Raw genomic sequence first — 14,396 nt, 5'->3', positions numbered from 1 at the left:
AGGCCGTGCCCGGCCAGCCGGGTGGTGGCGCCGGCTCGCCGGCCGCCCGCGGCGCGACCGGCCCCGGCGGCATGCCGATGGGTCCGGCCGCCGGCCGGGCCAACGGCGACGAGGACCAGGAGCACCGCCGCAAGTACCGCGTCGAACCCGACGACAAGGAACTGTTCGGCCTGGACCAGCCGTTCGTCCCGCCCGTGATCGGTGACCGTCGTTGACCAGCCTGGGAGGGGTTGTGCTGACCGAGAGCCTCACGCTGAACCTGACCACGGTGCACTCGCTGATCCGCTGGCGGCAGGCCGAGCCGCACCCGGTCCTGGCCGGAGCGCCGACCTGGTACGACGAGGACACCACGCGCGCGCTCGACCGGCACGCGCTCGGGGAGCTCGAGCAGAACCACCGGCTGCACCGGGGCAGGCCCGACGAGGACCTGGACGACACGATCGGCGTGCTCGTCCGCCCGGACCGGGAGTACTACGGCTGGATCACCACCACGGTCGACGGCCGGGCGTTCCGGTACGGGGTGCTCGCGATCGCCGCCTACCAGGAGGCGGTGCTCGTGGTCCGCAACTACGAGACCGACGCCATCGTGCTGGCCACGTTCGCCCCGGGTGAGTTCGCCGGCAGGTTCCTCGACCAGCTGCCCCCGGTCGCCCCGGCGGCCGGGGGGCCGGTCAGCACGCCGTACCAGGACTTCCTGGCGGCGAGCGAGCCGGAGGGGGACGGCTTCGGCGGGTTCGGCACCCTGGAGAACCCGGACGTGCTGGCCATCAACGCCGTGCTGGCTCAACCGCGCACCGGCGGCGGCAGCCTGTACGCGGCCTGCCGGGCCGGCAACCTCGGCAGCCGGCGGCGCTGCCGGCGGCCGGTCAACTTCCTGGACACGGTGACCGGCCGCTGGCTCACCCAGCTCGACGCCACGGCGGAGGGCACCATCGCCAGCATCCGGCCGGCCGGCGTCGACCTGATCGCCGCCGAACTCGCCGACGCCGAGCGGCGGCTGCGCCGAGGGGAATAGCCGGGTGAGGACATGCGGAACATCTTGTCTGACACCCAGTTGTCAAGTTGATCACCCGTGACGCTGGTGGTCCCCACCGGCCCTGCCTGCGTCGAACAGTTCGACGATCTCCAACACGCCAACCAATCCCGGGAACTTTCCGGTCTCGACGTAGGACCTCAGCCTCGATGTAGGGACGGTGATGTTGATCCGGATACCGGCGGTGAACGTGTCCATGCCAGCAATTTCCTCATCGGCGGTGGGCGTGCGGACAGATGTGCGGATGACACCGTGTGGTGTCTGGAACAACTGATGGCGGTCGGCAAGCGCCGAGCCGTCGCCGGTGAACAACTCCGTAGTCCCGTTCTCGGTTTGCCCTGCCGCGCCGAGTTTGCGCAGCGCATGAGCCAGGCGGTTCCTGTTCTCGGCGTGGGACCGCGGTTCGTTGCCCTCACCGGATGGCTCCCCGGGATGCTGCTGGTCATACAGCTCACACGCGTAGTGCGTGATAAAGCCGACGAAGGTAAAACTGACGCCTGCCTCCATCAGGGCGGTGAAGATCACCGCGGGGCCAAAGACGTCTTCTGCTGATGGCTCTGCCATCACCGGTGAGCGGGTGCGCCGTGGTCGAGGTGGCGCACGCCGTGCAGTGCGATGTCCATGGCGGAGCGCATGTTCGCCACGATCTCCTCCGGCGAGTCGCCGCGTTCGAAGCTGACCAGTGCGGTCATCTGCAGGGTACCGATCAGCGCGCCGACCGCGGCGGCCGCGGCCAGCGGGTCCAACTCGTCCGGGTAGGCCCTGGTCAGCGCCTGCGACCACTGACGCTGGGCGTCGAACAGCAACAGCAGCGCCTTGGCCTGCAGCTCCGGCACCGTCATCACCAGGCGCACCGGCACCGGGGTGAACGGCAGTTCCTGGCCGTCGGCCCCGGTGAGGGCCGAGGCGAGCAGCCGCTCGCCGATGCTGGCCAGCAGGTCGGCCGGCCGGTCGTGCTGGCCGCGTTCCTCGATCACCCGCGTAACCAGGTTCATCCGCTGCGTGCGCAGCGCGAAGACCATGTCGTCCTTGCTCGGGAAGTAGTTGAACAACGTCTTGGTCGACACGTCCGCCGCCGCCGCGATCTCCGCGACCGTGGTCTGCTCGTAGCCCTGTTCGGTGAACAGCCGCATCGCCGCGTCGAACAGCGCCTGCCGTGTGCGCGCCTTCTTCCGCTCCCGCAACCCGTCCGTCATCGGACGATCTTACAACGACATGTTTTTTCTATCGCTTGTAATTTTACACCTTCTCCTGTTTGACTGTGCACTGTCAGTTTTGTCTGGGAGGAGCGAAGATGACCGAAACCCCCGTGACCCTGCCAAGGGAGCGGCCCAACCCGTTCGACCCGCCGGCCGAGCTCACCCGGTTGCGCGAGCAGGACGCGCTACACCCCCTCACCTACCCGGACGGGCACGTCGGCTGGTTGGTGACCGGGCACGCGCTCGCCCGCGCAGTGCTGGCCGACGCCCGGTTCAGCGCGCGCTCGGACCTGCGGCGGATGCCGATCCGCCGGCCGTCGGCCGAGCCGATCGTGGGCAAGCCGGCGCCGCCGGGAATGTTCATCATCATGGATCCGCCGGAGCACACCCGGTACCGGCGGCTGCTCACCGGCCAGTTCACCGTGCGCAGGATGAACCAGCTCAAGCCGAGGATCTCCCAGATCGTCGACGAGCACCTCGACGCCGTCGAGGCGGCCGGCCCGCCGGTCGACCTGGTGTCCACCTTCGCGCTGCCGGTGCCCTCACTGGTGATCTGCGAGCTGCTCGGCGTGCCCTACGGCGACCGCGACGAGTTCCAGCAGCGGAGCGCGACGATCGCCAGCCTGACCGTCAGCGCCGAGGAGGCGGCCGCGGCGCAGGAGGGGCTGATGACGTTCCTTGGCGACCTGGTCGCGCGCAAGCGGGCCGAGCCGGCCGACGACCTGCTCAGCGGGCTGATCACCGGCGGCGACCTGACCGACGAGGAACTGGTCAACGTGGCCGCGGTACTGCTCATCGCGGGCCACGAGACCACCGCGAACATGCTCTCGCTCGGCACGTTCACCCTGCTGCGCAACCCGGAGCAGCTGGCCGCCGCGCTCGTCAATGAGTCCACAGTGGACAACATGGTCGAGGAGCTGTTGCGCTACCTCACGATCATCCAGTTCGGCACGGCCCGCACCGCGCTCACCGACGTCGAGCTCGACGGCCGGATCATCAAGGCAGGGGACGGCGTCGCGCTCTCGCTGCCCGCCGTCAACCGGGACCCCGCCCGGTTCGACCACCCGGAGGACCTGGACGTCACCCGGCACGCCGCCGGGCACCTGGCGTTCGGCCACGGCGTGCACCAGTGCATCGGACAACAGTTGGCCCGCATCGAGATGCGCGTCGCCTACGGGTCACTGTTCCGCCGGTTCCCCGGGCTGCGGCTCGCGGTCGCGCCGGAGGAGGTCCCGCTGCGCCACGACATGAACATCTACGGTGTGTACCGCCTGCCCGTGGCCTGGTGAGCCAGCTCAGGGTTTGCGGGCGACGCCGACAAAGCCCTTGGACCGGAACGGATCCACGACGTCGTCGGTCACCTCGGGATGCCACTGCGGCGTCCAGACGACGCCGGGCTCCACCAGGTCCATGCCGGTGAAGAACTTCGCGACCTGTTCCGAGGTGCGGGCGACGATCGGCACGGCGTTCTTCTGGTACAGCTGGCGGGCCTTCGACTGCTCGTCGGTGTCCTCGGCCGCGATGTGGGAGATCACGAGGAAGCTGCCGGGCACCACGGCGTCGATGTAGCGGGCGACCGCGGCGTACGGTTTCGCGTCGTCCTCGATGAAGTGCAGCACGGAGACCATCAACACGGCGATGGGCTCGTCGAAGTTCAGCAGCCTGCGCACCGGCTCGGAGGAGAACAGCGCCTCCTGCTCGAGCAGCTCGCCCCGCACGACGTCGGCGTTCTCGTTGTCGGCCAGCATCAGCTCGGTGTGGGTGACCGCGACCGGCTCGATGTCGACGTAGACCACCTTGGCCGACGGCTCGATCCGCTGGGCGATCTCGTGCACGTTGCCCGCGGTGGGGATGCCGGAGCCGATGTCGAGGAACTGCCGGATCCCGTTGTCCAGGCAGTGGGTCACCGCGCGGCGCAGGAACGCCCGGTTGCTCCTGGCCATCTTCGCGGCTTCCGGGGCGATGTCGGTCAGCCGCTCGGCGAACTCGCGATCCTTGGCGAAGTTCGCCATGCCGCCGAGTAAGTAGTCGTAGACCCGAGCGGCGTTGGGCCGTTCCAGGTCGATGTCCTCTGGTGCCCAACTCGGTCGCTCTGTCGACATGCGGGCATCGTACGAGGCCGGCGCGACGATGTCCCCGCCGGGACGGGGACATCGTCGCGGTCGGTCAGCTGGTCAGCGCGTACGCGTGGATGACCGTCTGCTTGGCGACGTTGCCGTCCCCGTCGGCCACCGACGAGCGCAGCGACACGAACTCCGCGTCGCCGGGGTGCTCGACCTCGGCCGTCCACCCGCCACGGGACCTGCTCAACGTGGCCGGGCCCCAGGTCTTGCCGTCGTCGAAGGACACCTCGACGGTCGGCGGGTCGACCCGCCCCGGCGACTCGGCGCCGTTGCGCTGCACGTTGACCGGGAACCGGAACTTCCGGCCGGCCGGTGCGGCGTTGTGCTCGTCGAGGTTCGGCGCGTACCGCACCACCAGCGCCGGCACCGGGGTCCACTCCACCCCGGCGTGTGCCGAGGCGAACGTCCACTCGGCCTCGACCGTGGTGGACAGCGGGCCGGGCTGGGTCGCCGAGGCCCGCACGGTGTAGGTGGCCTGCTCCGGCGGCAGCGCGGCCTCCAGGTAGCCCGGGTACTCGCTGCGCGCGATCACCTCGCCGTCACGCAGCACCTCGGTGCCGCCGACCGCCCCGGCGTGGTACCCGGTCCGCCACAGGTTCTGGTCGCCGAACAGGGAGACCTGGATCGCCAGGCTGTCGCCGGACCGGGCGATGTCCCCGCCGGAGCTGTACTGGTTGGCCGGCAGGCCTGGGCTGAACACCCCGACGTTCCACCGCTCCTTGGTGGACGTGCCGAGTCGGTAGGACCGCGGCGCGCCGTCCGTGGCACCCAGCGCGACCGGCGGCGGGTAACCGTCGGTCCAGCTGGTCGAGGTCTCGTAGAAGCTGCCGAACCACTCGGTGTCCGGGGTGTAGTACTCGGTGAGCGTGTGCGGCAGCGGCATCGTGACGAAGTCCTCGCGGACACCGAACGTGCCCGGCGTGGCGACCGCGTGCGTCGAGCTGACCTTGGCCAGTTCCTGGTTGGTGACACGGAAGTTCAGCTCGGCCGGCACCTGGCCGTCGACGGCCCTGCGCAGGTTGTACAGGTACGGGCTCGCGTGGAACCCGGGTGCCACCCCGGTGCCGTCCGGCTCGGCCAGCTTCGCCTCGGCGGAGAACTCGAACGCGCCGGGCACGGCGGAGCGCGACGGCCGCACCCAGAGGTTGTCGAAGCCGGGCAGGTAGGACATGGAGCCGGTCTCGCCCCACGACGTCGTCATCAGGTAGGACAGCTGGGCCCGGCCCGCCTTGGCGTCCGGGTCGTCCACGGTGAACCCCGGCCGCACGCCGTCCCTGGCGTCGAACACGAACTCCGCCGGGCCGGTCACGACCACCTTCGGCTCGGTGAGGTCGGTGGTCAACCACGACCGGCCGCCGGTTGGCGTCTGCACCCAGCCGTCGAAGTAGAACTCGCCCTTGGGCACCCTGGCCACGACCGTGCCCGACTCGTCGTAGGCGTTGTACCCGTTGGGGTTGTTGACGTCCACGAACCGGAAGCTGTACTCGGGCGTCGGCGCCCCGTTGTGGTCGAGGAAGGTGAGCGTGATGTCGTAGCTCTCGACCTCCCGGGTCACCGCCACCGGCGTGCGCACGACCGTGTCGCCGGCGGTGGCCACCACGGTGCCGCTGTGCACGCCGTTCTCGGCCTCTACCCGGGTGTCGGTGGTGAGCGTGACCTCCGCCGAACCGCCGGCCGGCACGGTGAGCTCGCTCGCGGAGAGCGTGAACATGCCGGCAGGCGACGCCGCGCCGTCCGGTCCGCGCAGGTCGGTCGCCAGGCTCATGCTGATCGGTTCGGTGCCGGAGTTGGTGTAGGTCAGCGTCTTCGCGATCGGCTGGTCGTCCTCGTGGGGCCACTGGGTGACCCCGAGCGACAGGCTCGCCGGTGCGGCGGACACGGTGCTGGTGACCGCCGCGGCGACGTCGACCCGGCCGGTGCCCTGCTCGAACACCGACAGCTCCGCGTTGGGCGCCGCGCTGGCCATGAGCGTGGCCTTCAGCCGGTCGCCGGTCCAGTCGGGGTGCACGCCGGCGAGGATCGCCGCCGCGCCCGCGACGTGCGGGGTGGCCATCGAGGTGCCGTCCAGGGCGATGTAGCCGTCCTCGACGGGCTCACCGATCACCGCGTTGGCCGCCTCGGCGGCCACGATGCCGACGCCCGGCGCGGTGATGTCGGGCTTGATCGCGCCGTCCCCCGCGCGCGGGCCGCGGCTGGAGAACTCGGCGAGCTGGTCGTCCCGGTCGACCGCGCCGACGGTGAGCGCGGCGTCGGCCGAGCCGGGGCTGCCGATCGACTCCGGGGAGCCGCTGTTGCCAGCGGCGATGACGAACAGCGCGCCGGTATCCGCGGAGAGTTGGTTCACCGCCTGGGACATCGGGTCGGTGCCGTCGGTCGGGCCTCCGCCGAGGCTCATGTTGATCACGTCGGCGCCGCCGTTGGCCGCCCACTCCATGCCGGCGATGATCCCGGACTCGTAGCCGCCGCCGTTGTCGTCGAGCACCTTGCCGTTCAACAGCGTCGCGTCCGGCGCCACGCCCCGGTACCGCTCCCCCGCGCCGGTGATGATGGACGCGACGTGCGTGCCGTGCCCGAACCGGTCGTCGACGCCGCTCTCGCTCTCGGTGAAGTCCTTGGCATCGGCGACCGCGTCGGACAGGTCGGGGTGGGTGGCGTCGATGCCGGTGTCCAGCACCGCCACCGTGGTGCCCTTGCCGGTGTGGCCGGCCTCCCACGCCTCGGGCGCGCCGATCTGGGCCACGCTCCGGTCGAGGTTCGCGCGTACCTTGCCGTCAAGCCAGATCTTGTTGGCCGAGGTCCCGGCCGCGGCCCAGAACCGCGAGTCCTTGTCCGCGCGCAGCACGGCCGCGCTCATGCTCGGCAGCTCGCGTACCGTCCTGGTGCCCGCGGTCCTCGGGGTCGCGCCGGGGTAGTCGACGATCAGCGGTAAGTCCGCCCGGTCGGCGTCGCCGTAGCCGGCGCGGGCCAGCTCGCTCACGTCGAACAGCCTCGGGTCGACCCGACCCGCGGACACCGCGGTGAGCGCGTCCGCCGGCACGACGTGGGTGTCCCCCTGTGGATCGGTGTGGGTACGGAACCCGATGTGCTCCCGGCCGGGCGCGGCGGTGATGCGCACCCCCTGTTGCCCGCCGAGCGTGACCACGTCACCGGTGACCAGCGTGACGGTCGTCGGCCCTCCCGGGTGCGCCGGCCGCGCCGGTGACTGTGCCGATGCCGCGACGGCGGAGCTGGTGAGCACGGCTGTGCTCGCGGTCGCCACGGCGACCAGGCCCGCGATCCCCGCGCGGGCTCGTTGGTGGATCATCCACTCTCCCGGACTTGCGCGGCAGCGCCTTACCGGCTGCCGCTCCATCTGGTGAGTAAGACACCTTGCCCTGCCGTGAGGTTGCCGCACTGAGCACGATGATCGACAGGGACGGCGGGTCAGTTCGCGCGGTACCAGGTGTACGGGGTCGTCGTCGACGCCCTGACCAGCCCGGCACGCTCCAGGATCGGGCGGGAGTCCTCGGTCGAGTCGCTGTGGATCAGTGTCTTGCCCGTGGCCAGCGCGGACCGGGCGCGGGCGACGGTGAGCGCGCGGTAGATGCCGCGACCGCGCCACGCCGGCAGCGTGGCGCCGCCCCAGATCCCGGCGAAGTCGCTGCCGGCGACCGGCTCCAGCCGGCCAGCGCTGACGAACCGGCCGTCGGCCTCGGCGACCCACAGCTCCATCCCGTCGCCAAGGGCCAGCCGCCGCAGCAACGCGTCGGCGATTGGGCCGGCGTCGTCGTCCCCGAACGCGACCGCCACCATCGCGGACATCGCGCGGACCTCCGGTTCCGCGACCACCCGCCGCAGCGACACACCGTCGGGCAGGGGCACGTCGGCGATCAGCCCGGCGGTCTCGCCGAGCATGATCGACTCGGGCTCGCCCGGTTCGAAGCCGTGGTCCACGAGCGCGTCGTGCAGGCCGGGGGCGTGATCGTGGCCGCGGGTCTTCCACTTCACCCGCTCGACCGCCGGGTCCGCGCGGTAGTGCGCGAGCGTGTCGGCGACCAGCTGCCGGATCGCCCCGGCGTCGGCACCGCCGAGGTCCCGGTAGGTGACCCACCCCCGGCCGCCGGGGAAGGTCACCAGCCGCAGCGGCCCGTGGCTGGTCAGCGCGATCGCGCTCGGCGCCGAGGTACGCAGGTGGTCGTCGTAGGCCCGCAGCAGGTGGGCGACATCACGCATGCACGCCACTGTGCTGGGTCGTGGCACCGGCCGGCAACCGAGATCATTCGGCCATGACCGCCGCCACGACCACCGCCACGCTCTACGCCGAGTTCGCCGCGCGCGAGGCGCGGGGACAGTCGCCGACCTACGAACGGCTGGCCATCGCAGTCAGCCGCGCCGAGGACGTGCACGCGCTGCTCGACACCCTCCCACCAGCCAAGCGGCAGCCCAACCTGCTGTTCGGCGTGGTCCGGTTACTCGGCGGCCCGGTGGACGACCCGGCCGCGTTCCGCGACTACACGCTGGCGAACTGGCCGGCCATCGAGCCCCAGCTGCGCGCCAGGAGCACCCAGACCAACGAGGCCGGGCGGTGCGCGGTGCTGTTGCCGGTGCTCGCCACGCTGCCGCAACCGTTGGCGCTGCTGGAGATCGGCGCGTCCGCCGGGCTGTGCCTCTATCCCGACCGGTACGCCTACCGCTACGCCGACCACCAGCTCGGCACCGGCGCACCGGTCCTCGAGTGCGCGACGACCGGGCTGACGCCGCCGACCCGGCTGCCCGAGGTGGTCTGGCGTGCCGGCCTCGACCTGAACCCGCTGGACGTCACCGATCCCGCCGACCTCGCCTGGCTCGACGCCCTCATCTGGCCAGAACACGACCACCGCCGGGCCCGGCTGCACGCCGCGGCGGCCGTCGCCTCGGCCGAGCCACCGCTGCTCGTGCGCGGCGACCTGGTCGACGACCTGCCGGCGCTGGCCGCGCGCGCACCGGCGGACGCGACGCTGGTGGTGTTCCACACCTCCGTGCTCTACCAGGTGCCCGCACCGCGGCGGGCGGCGTTCGCCGAGCTGGTGGCCACCCTGCCCGGTCACTGGATCGCCAACGAGAACCAGGACCTGCTGCCCTACCCCACCCTGCCCGCACCCCCGGACCAGGCGCTGCACCAGCTCCTCGCGGTGGACGGCGTCCCACTGGCCTGGACCAGGTCACACGGCCACTCGATGACCTGGTTCGGCCCCATGCCCTGAATGAGGCATTGGCGACGGTCAACGTCCCGAATGGGGCATTCAGGGCAGTGGGGCTGGGCGGGCGCGGCTACTTGGCCGCGTCGAGGGTGGTCAGCAGGGCGCGCAGGTCGGTCACGTCGTCGGCGTCGAGTTCGGTGTACAGGTCCAGCGCGCGGCGGCAGTGCCGGCTGGCTTCCGCCGGTTCGCCGAGGGCGTGGTGTGCCCGGCCCAGTCCCCGATGGGCGTTGGCCTCCTCGAGCGGCTGGCCGCTTCGCCGCGCGGTCAGCAACGCCTGCTGATGGTGGGCGCCGGCCTCGCGCGGCACGCCCCGCTCGGTGGCGTTGTCGCCGAGGCAGTTCAGGATGATGGACTCCAGCGCCAGGTTGCCGATCTGGCGGGCCAGGCGCAGTGCCTCGTCGAAGAAGCGCGCCGCCTGGTCGTGCCGTCCGGTGTTGGCGTGCAGCAGGCCGATCTCCCGCAGGGTGGCGCTGGCCCACCGCCGGTCACCGTTGCGGCGGAAGAAGTCCAGTGCGCGCTCGAGGTGTTCGGTCGCCTCGGCGTGGCGGCCGAGCCGGGTGAGCACGCCGCCAAGGTTCGTCAGCGCGGCCGCCTCGCCCTCGCGGTTGCCGACCTCCCGGTACAGGCTCAACGCGCGTTCGAGATGGTGCTCGGCCAGCTCCGGCTCTCCGCTTTCGGCGTACAGGTCGCCCATGTTCAGGTGCGCCCGGCCCTCGATGTTGCGGTTGCCGACCTCCTGGGCGATCGCCAGCGCCTGGCGCAGGTAGTGGCCGGACGCCTTGTTGTCTCCGCGCAGCGCGTAGCCGAGGCTGATGGTCATCAGCACCTGCATCCGGCCGACGTCGTCGTGTTCCTCCTCGCTGATGGCCAACGCCCGCTGACAGTGGGCGTCCGCCTCCTCGTGGCGGCCCAACTGGTACAGCGTGGTGCCGAGGTCGTTCAGGGTGATCACCATGCCGAGCCGGTACTCGTGTTCGGCCAGCAGGGCCAGCGCCTGCTCGAAATCGCGCGCGGCGTCGTTGAGATTGCCGACATACCACTGGGATCGGCCGAGGTTGCGGCGCGCCGCGGCCTCGGCGAGCTGGTCGGCGCCGGCGTGCGCGACGGTCACCGCGTGCTGGTGCAGTGCCTGCGCCTCCTGGTGCCGCGCCTGCTGTTCGAGGTATCGCCAGAGGATGCTGGACAGGTGACCGGTGTGGGTCGGCCAGCCGTCGTGCGCGCCGACGGTCAGCAGGTTCGAGGTCTGCTGTTCGAGCCACTCGGCCGCGGCCGCGGCGTCCTGTCGGAACGGCGACTGGTAGGAGTCCGGCCGGTCAAGGCGCGGCCTGCGGTTGCGCTCGTGCGGGTCGATCAGGTCGATGGCCTGCGCGGCGGCGTAGCGGTAGTGGTCGAACAGGCGGGTGAGCGCCTCGTGGCGGGCGGCCGGCGACTCCTCTGCCTCGGCACACCGGTTGGCGTGTGCGCGCAACAGGTCGTGGAAGGTGTAGCGCTCCCGGCCGACCTGGTTGAGCAGGTACTCGTCGGTGAGCTGTTCCAGCGCGGCCTCGGCGACGTCGGCGTCGAGATCGGCAAGTGCGGCGGCCGCGTGGACGTCGATGTCGGTGCCGGGATGCAGGCCGAGCAGCCGGAACAGTCGGCGCTGCTCGGCGGGAAGTGCCTGGTAGGACAGGGTGAACGCGGTCATCACCTCTTTGTCCACCCCGGCAGGGAGCGAGACCAGCCTGCGCTTCTCGAACACCATCCGGTCCACAAGCGACTGAATCGTCCATTGTGGACGTCGCTGCATCCGGGCGGCGGCGATGCGGATCGCGAGCGGCAGCCGGCCACACAGCTCGACCAGCTCCGCCACCGCGCCCGGCTCGGCGTCGGCCCGTGCCGCGCCGACGATCGCGGTGACCAGCGCGATCGCGTCGGCTTCCGCGAGGCCGGCCAGCTCGAGCGGAACCGCACCGTCCAGACTGGTCAGTCGCCGGCGGCTGGTGACCAGCAACAGCACGCCGGGACTGCCCGGGATCAACGGGGAGACCTGTTTGCTGTCGGCCGCGTTGTCCAGCACCAGCACCATCCGCCTGCCGGCGAGCTCGGTACGCCACAGGCCGACCTGTTCGTCCACTGAGGACGGAATACGGCTGCCGGGCACGCCGATCGCCCGCAGCAGCGTCTCCAGCGCCCGTTCCGGACTGGTCGGGGCGCGGTCGGGGGTGAACCCGTGCAGGTCGATGAACAGCTGGCCGTCGGGAAACCGGTCGGCCAGCGCGTGCGCGGCGTGCACCGCCAGCGCGGTCTTGCCGACCCCGGCCATGCCCTCGATCGTGCGGATCGCCACCGTGCCGGCGTCCGGGCCGCTGACCAGCAGCCGCCGGATCTCCGCGAGCCGGCCGGTGAAGTCCGGGACGTCGTAGGGCAACGTGCGCGGCGCGGCATTGGCGACGGCATTGGCGACGGCGTCGGCGAACCGGCCTGGCCCGTCGTCGGTCGGCGCCCGGTCATGGGCCGGCTCGTTGCGCAGGATCGCCGCCTCCAACGCCACCAGCTCGGCCGGCGGGTCAAGGCCGAGCTCGTCGGCGAGGCGGTGTTTGGCCTTCCGGTACGCGCCAAGGGCTTCGCCGGCGCGGCCGGCGCCGTGCAGCGCGCGCATCAGCTGTCCGAGCAGCCGGGTCCGCTCCGGATACTCGGCGACCAGCTCGGCCAGCTCGCCGACGATCTCGGTGTGCCGGCCCATGGCCAGCTCCGCGTCCAGCCGTTCCTCGGTCGCGGTGAGCCGCTGTTCGGTCAGCCCGGTCGCGGCCTGGCGCACGAGCCTGCTCGGGATGCCGGCCAACACCGGGCCGCGCCACAGCGCCAACGCGGCCCGCAGTTCGCTGCACGCCTGTTCCTGGTCGCCCGCGCCGGCCGCCGCCCGGCCGGCGCGCACGCCCTCGGCGAACTGGTCGGCGTCGACCAGACACCGGCTGGTGTCCAGCCGGTAGCCGGCGTCCTCGGTCACCACCAGCCGTCCCGCCTTGTCGCCCAACGCCTTGCGCAGCGCCCACACGCCGTTGCGCACCTGGTCGCGGGCCGACGACGGCGGGTCGGTGGCCCACACCGCGTCCACCAGCCGCTCGATCGACACCACCTGCCCGCGCTGCAGCAGCAAAAGCCCGAGCAGGGTGCGTTGCCGCAGGCCACCGACCCGGACGGCCGCGCCACCGGCGGCGACCTCCAAGGGACCCAGCAGTCGGAACTCCACCACGTCCTCCCCAGGGCGACGAAGCGCCGCGTACGGCGATCCTGCCAATGATATGGACGCCGGTGATCAACGGAGATCGGACGGAGAGATCGACCGCGCAGGATCGAGACCGACGGGCGGGAAACCTGGGGTGGCGAGGCGCGGACGGCGATGCCGACGCGTTCGCCGGGGGAGGTTCCGATGGCCGGTGAGGCGAACTCAACGGTGGTCTCAGCAGTGATCTCAGCGGTGATCTTCGATGACCACGCGGCGGTGGTCGCGGGCGTCCGGTGCTGGTGTGCGCGGGCGGACCCGCCGATCGAGCTGCTGGTGGCCGACGACCGGCTGGCCAGGGTGTGGACCGGCCCCGGGCTGACCGCCGACGTGGTGATCGTCGACCTGGACCTGCTCGTGCGGCGGCAGGGGTTCGGCGCGCTGCGGCGGCTGGTGGAGGTCGGCAGGCGGGTGGTCGTGTACTCCCGGTACACCGACCCGGCCACCGCGTTGCGCTGCGAGGCCGCCGGCGTGTGTGCCTACCTGAGCAAGCGCGAGGGCGAGGCACACCTGGTGGCCGCCATCCGGGCGGCCGCGGCCGGGCGGACCTACCACGGCCCGGCGGCGGCCGGCGTGGTCGGGGACCGCGCCCGCGGCGACCGGCCGATGTTGTCGCCGAGGGAGCTGGAGGTGCTGCGGGTGTGGTTCTCCTCGCCGTCCAAGCAACTCGTCGCGGCGAAACTGCACATCAGCGTGAAGACCGTGGACACCCATATCGAGCGGGTCCGGGTCAAGTACGCGAACACCGGACGCGCGGCGCCGACGAAAAGCGAGCTGGTGACCAGGGTCCTTGGCGACGGGCTGGTCTCGATGGAGGACCTGACGCGCTAACCGGCCAGCAGCGTGAGGTAGGCGTCGAGCTGGGCCGCGCCGGCGAGCAGGTCACGGCCGCGGGTGCGCAGCCGGTCGCGCCAGGAGTCGAGGAAGGCACGCAACGCCGCCGCGCCACCCGCCGCGCGCAACGACTCGATGAACCGCGCGACCTGGCGCAGCTGGTATCCGCCCCGGCGCAGCTGCCGGGCGATCTCGGCGTCGCGCACACAGTCCTGGCCGTACTCGCGGTAGCCCGTCGCCCGGTCGCGGGTCGGGCGCAGGATGCCCGCGGTCTCCCAGGTGCGCAGCGTCGCGGGGTGCACGCCGAGCCGGCGCGCGAGCTCGCCGACGGTCAGCGGCGCGCCGTCCGGGGTGGCGGTCGAGGTGGACAGGCCGCTCAGCGCGGTCGCGGACTCGGTGCTGGTGGCGCGCTCGTCGACCAGCGCGACGTGCGCGGCGTCGATGAGCCGGTAGGCGGCGTCGGGGTCGCCCCGGTTGGTCGCGCGCATGATCTCGGCCGCCTGCCCGTGCCCGTGGCCGCGGCGCAGCGCGAGGAAGGCGCGCAGTGCCTGCGCGTGCCGGGGGGTGTAGCGCCGGTAGCCGGTCTCGCCGCGCTCGGCCGGCGGAAGGATGCCCGCGTCCTCGTAGTTGCGGATCGCCTGCGGGGACAACCCGTGTTCCCGAGCGAGGTCGATGGGTCGCAGGTCGCACCTCCCGTTTGAGACTTCACGCCGTCAAGCCCAGGTG

11 protein-coding genes and 1 pseudogene are annotated in these 14,396 nt (G+C 71.8%); 5 read left to right on the top strand and 7 right to left on the bottom strand.

Annotation, left to right across the window (positions count from 1 at the left end):
• Together ACYVIP_RS31870 and ACYVIP_RS31865 are read left to right on the top strand one after the other, a co-directional pair.
• Positions 1 to 215 (top strand): annotated as a pseudogene (locus tag ACYVIP_RS31870) (hypothetical protein); the annotation flags it as partial.
• A gap of 17 nt (positions 216 to 232) precedes the next feature.
• A complete protein-coding gene (locus ACYVIP_RS31865; RefSeq protein WP_460403091.1) occupies positions 233 to 1,015 on the top strand; it encodes an ESX secretion-associated protein EspG in 783 nt (260 codons plus the stop codon).
• Positions 1,016 to 1,066: 51 nt separating this feature from the next.
• On the opposite strand, the gene ACYVIP_RS31860 is transcribed toward ACYVIP_RS31865, so the two are convergent.
• On the bottom strand, positions 1,067 to 1,597 hold the full coding sequence (locus ACYVIP_RS31860) for a hypothetical protein (protein WP_460403089.1): 531 nt from the start codon (positions 1,595 to 1,597) through the stop codon (positions 1,067 to 1,069).
• The gene (locus tag ACYVIP_RS31855; RefSeq protein WP_460403087.1) at positions 1,597 to 2,229 is read right to left on the bottom strand and encodes a TetR/AcrR family transcriptional regulator; all 633 of its coding nucleotides are present in this window, start codon (positions 2,227 to 2,229) and stop codon (positions 1,597 to 1,599) included. Before ACYVIP_RS31855 ends, ACYVIP_RS31860 begins: the two co-directional genes overlap by 1 nt.
• A gap of 98 nt (positions 2,230 to 2,327) precedes the next feature.
• On the opposite strand from ACYVIP_RS31855, the gene ACYVIP_RS31850 reads away from it, so the two are divergent.
• Positions 2,328 to 3,521, top strand: coding sequence for a cytochrome P450 (locus ACYVIP_RS31850; RefSeq protein WP_460403085.1), 1,194 nt, complete (start codon positions 2,328 to 2,330; stop codon positions 3,519 to 3,521).
• Between the two features lie 6 nt (positions 3,522 to 3,527).
• Here the strand turns inward: ACYVIP_RS31850 and ACYVIP_RS31845 are convergent, their stop codons facing one another.
• The 3 genes from ACYVIP_RS31845 to ACYVIP_RS31835 form a co-directional block, all read right to left on the bottom strand.
• Entirely contained in the window at positions 3,528 to 4,334 is an 807-nt protein-coding gene (locus tag ACYVIP_RS31845) for an SAM-dependent methyltransferase (RefSeq protein WP_460403083.1), read from the bottom strand.
• A 64-nt stretch (positions 4,335 to 4,398) separates the two neighbouring features.
• Entirely contained in the window at positions 4,399 to 7,659 is a 3,261-nt protein-coding gene (locus tag ACYVIP_RS31840; RefSeq protein ID WP_460403081.1) for a S8 family serine peptidase, read from the bottom strand.
• Positions 7,660 to 7,778: 119 nt separating this feature from the next.
• Positions 7,779 to 8,567, bottom strand: coding sequence for a GNAT family N-acetyltransferase (locus tag ACYVIP_RS31835; protein ID WP_460403079.1), 789 nt, complete (start codon positions 8,565 to 8,567; stop codon positions 7,779 to 7,781).
• 53 nt (positions 8,568 to 8,620) lie between these two features.
• On the opposite strand from ACYVIP_RS31835, the gene ACYVIP_RS31830 reads away from it, so the two are divergent.
• A complete protein-coding gene (locus ACYVIP_RS31830) occupies positions 8,621 to 9,577 on the top strand; it encodes a DUF2332 domain-containing protein (protein WP_460403077.1) in 957 nt (318 codons plus the stop codon).
• A gap of 67 nt (positions 9,578 to 9,644) precedes the next feature.
• On the opposite strand, the gene ACYVIP_RS31825 is transcribed toward ACYVIP_RS31830, so the two are convergent.
• Positions 9,645 to 12,803, bottom strand: a complete 3,159-nt coding sequence (locus ACYVIP_RS31825; protein WP_460403075.1) for an AfsR/SARP family transcriptional regulator — start codon at positions 12,801 to 12,803, stop codon at positions 9,645 to 9,647.
• A gap of 228 nt (positions 12,804 to 13,031) precedes the next feature.
• Here ACYVIP_RS31825 and ACYVIP_RS31820 point away from each other — a divergent pair, with 228 nt between their 5' ends.
• Positions 13,032 to 13,667, top strand: coding sequence for a LuxR C-terminal-related transcriptional regulator (locus tag ACYVIP_RS31820; RefSeq protein WP_460403073.1), 636 nt, complete (start codon positions 13,032 to 13,034; stop codon positions 13,665 to 13,667).
• Here the strand turns inward: ACYVIP_RS31820 and ACYVIP_RS31815 are convergent.
• Entirely contained in the window at positions 13,664 to 14,353 is a 690-nt protein-coding gene (locus tag ACYVIP_RS31815) for a MerR family transcriptional regulator (RefSeq protein ID WP_460403099.1), read from the bottom strand. The genes ACYVIP_RS31820 and ACYVIP_RS31815 overlap by 4 nt on opposite strands.
• Positions 14,354 to 14,396: the final 43 nt, after the last annotated feature.

The sequence above is a fragment of the Actinophytocola sediminis genome, assembly GCF_054779715.1.
The sequence above is the reverse complement of the archived record's forward strand: the minus strand, read 5'-3'. Positions and strand labels throughout refer to the sequence as shown.